The sequence below is a fragment of the Acetobacter fabarum genome (assembly GCF_029069195.1).
Lineage (GTDB): Bacteria > Pseudomonadota > Alphaproteobacteria > Acetobacterales > Acetobacteraceae > Acetobacter > Acetobacter fabarum_A.
The window spans coordinates 1-2,175 of record NZ_JARDYK010000031.1 but is presented as its reverse complement, the minus strand read 5'-3'; the positions used below and the strand labels follow the sequence as shown (position 1 = coordinate 2,175).

The 2,175-nt window shown below is 61.7% G+C and carries 3 protein-coding genes and 1 pseudogene; all 4 read right to left on the bottom strand.

Annotated features, from left to right (window positions below; all coding sequences use genetic code 11):
* Positions 1 to 10 precede the first annotated feature (10 nt).
* Positions 11 to 442: an ExbD/TolR family protein gene (locus tag PY793_RS14065; protein WP_275178610.1), complete on the bottom strand. Its 432-nt coding sequence runs from the start codon at positions 440 to 442 to the stop codon at positions 11 to 13.
* 70 nt (positions 443 to 512) lie between these two features.
* The gene (locus PY793_RS14060; RefSeq protein WP_275178609.1) at positions 513 to 938 is read right to left on the bottom strand and encodes an ExbD/TolR family protein; all 426 of its coding nucleotides are present in this window, start codon (positions 936 to 938) and stop codon (positions 513 to 515) included.
* Between the two features lie 3 nt (positions 939 to 941).
* Positions 942 to 1,964 (bottom strand): MotA/TolQ/ExbB proton channel family protein, encoded by a 1,023-nt coding sequence (locus tag PY793_RS14055; protein ID WP_275178608.1) that lies wholly within the window; start codon positions 1,962 to 1,964, stop codon positions 942 to 944.
* Between the two features lie 118 nt (positions 1,965 to 2,082).
* Positions 2,083 to 2,175: pseudogene (locus tag PY793_RS14175) on the bottom strand (energy transducer TonB); the annotation flags it as partial.

Here is a 2,175-nt window from a genome sequence, read left to right as displayed (position 1 = left end):
CTTCATTTCCTTACTGATCGACGAACTGTTCCTGCCCGACGATACCCATCTGGGTGACCCCCAGCCTCTGGGCATCGGCCATGACATGGACAACAGTCCTGTAATCAGCCAGCCGGTTGGGCTGGATGTGGAATTCAGGCTTAGGCTGGGCGGTGGCAATCTCGTGCAGGTGGGCCTGCAGGTCGTCCTCGCTGCTGACCGGCTGTCCGTTCCAGGTAATCGTATTATCAAAATCCACCACAAGGGTCACAACCGGAACCTCCTCCGTCGAAGGCGGCGGGTTGCCCTGCGGCAGGTCAATCGCAACAGACTGGGTCTGCAACGGAATGGTGATGATCAGCATGATCAGCAGAACCAGCATCACGTCAATCAATGGCGTGGTGTTGATGTCTACAATGCCTTCGTCTTCCGTTGTGCTATCCGACCCGACATTCATGCCCATGATCAGTTACTCTCTTCGCTCCTGCCCCACGCCGTGCAGCGCGGGGGACGGGGGCCGCAGCCCGCCGTTGTCAGTTGGTCTTCGGCTTCTCGGTAATGAAGTCGATATGATAGATGCCAGCCTGCTGGCATGCCGCCACCATCCGGCCGACCGTCTCATACCGCGCCTTCATGTCCCCACGGATCTGGATCTGGGGCTGCGGTCTGACCACCGCCACCTTTTCCAGATGCTCCAGCAGATCGGCCTGGCCCTTCAGCGGGGTTTCATCCCAGAAGGCCTTGCCATCCGCCGTAACCGCCAGCACCACATTACTCAGCTTGGTCTGTGTGGGCTGGCTCATATCGCGCGGCAGGTTGACCTTGACCGTATGGGTGGCCACCGGAATGGTGATCAGGAAGATGATCAGCAGAACCAGCATCACATCCACCAGAGGGGTCGTGTTGATGGCGGAGACGACTTCGTCGTCCCCTCCTTCGTTGCCAACCTGCATTCCCATGGTTCAGCCCACCCGGTTGGAGGTTGTGACCGTGGTCGGGGAGTTATCGGCATTGACCCGCACGCTCTCCGCTGCCGCACCGTGGCGCACGCCACCAATAAGGATGGATTGCAGGTCATCGGCAAAATCCCGCACCTGGTCCATGGCCCCCTTGTTGCGGCGCACCAGCAGGTTGTAACCCAGCACCGCAGGCACGGCCGTTGCCAGACCAATGGCGGTCATGATCAGGGATTCCCCCACAGGGCCTGCAACCTTGTCGATGGAGGCCTGACCGGCAATGCCAATGGCGGTCAGCGCGTGATAGATGCCCCAGACCGTGCCAAACAGCCCGATGAACGGAGATGTGGACCCTACGGTGCCCAGAAAGGCCAGCCCCTTCTGCAGGCTGTTCTGGATATTGTTGACCGCGCGCTGGATGGACATGGAGGTCCAGCTATGCAGGTCGATGGCTTCCTGCATGGTGCCTTCATGGTGTTCGGCGGCTGTAATGCCGGTATCGGCAATATAGCGGAACGGGGAGGTGGAGGCGAGGACGGAAGCCCCTTCCTGAATGCTGTGTTTGGTCCAGAAGTTTTTGGTCGCTTCCTTGCCTGCGGCAAACAGGCGCTTCTGTTCAATAAACTTGGTGATCATGATGAACCATGTCCCAAGCGACATGCCGAGCATGATCAGCAGCACACCGCGGGCGATCATATCCCCGTTGGACCACAGGGCGGACAGGCCATAGGGGTTGGCGTCTTCCGGGGCGGCGGGAGCGGGGGCTTCTGCGGCTGCGGCGGCAGCGGGGGTCTGGGCTGGCGTGCCCTCGGTGGGCATGGGGGAGGGTGCGGCAGCCGGTGCGCCCGGTAGGGCCGGGCCGGGGGCCGGAGCAGCAGCGCCTGCAGCCGGGGTCGGAGCTGCGGGAGCCGCAGGTGCGGGGGCGGCGGCCTCCTGCGCAAAGGCGGCAACGGGGGCTGCCGTGCTCATCAGCAGCGCAAGAGCCGGAGCGGCAAGACCTGACACAAAAGAACGGGGCAGTCTGCTCATGTTACTCAAGATCCTCATTCAAAAGCCCGGTCCTGTTCCCCTGCCGGAGCGGACCGGGCGGGTCCGTGTTGCTGTGTTATCCAGAAGCTCCGGCACGGGGCCGGAGCTTTAGTCTGTGTCAGTCATCCAGACGGAAGCGGATGACATATGTCTTGTTGACTTCCCGCACGGGCACACCATTGCGGCTTGCGGGCCGGTAACGGGCCTTGTG

Excerpts from the sequence above, each read along its gene's own strand:
- PY793_RS14055 (WP_275178608.1), bottom strand. The coding sequence starts at position 1,964 with ATGAGCAGACTGCCCCGTTCTTTTGTGTCAGGTCTTGCCGCTCCGGCT.
- PY793_RS14060 (WP_275178609.1), bottom strand. The coding sequence starts at position 938 with ATGGGAATGCAGGTTGGCAACGAAGGAGGGGACGACGAAGTCGTCTCC.
- PY793_RS14065 (WP_275178610.1), bottom strand. The coding sequence starts at position 442 with ATGGGCATGAATGTCGGGTCGGATAGCACAACGGAAGACGAAGGCATT.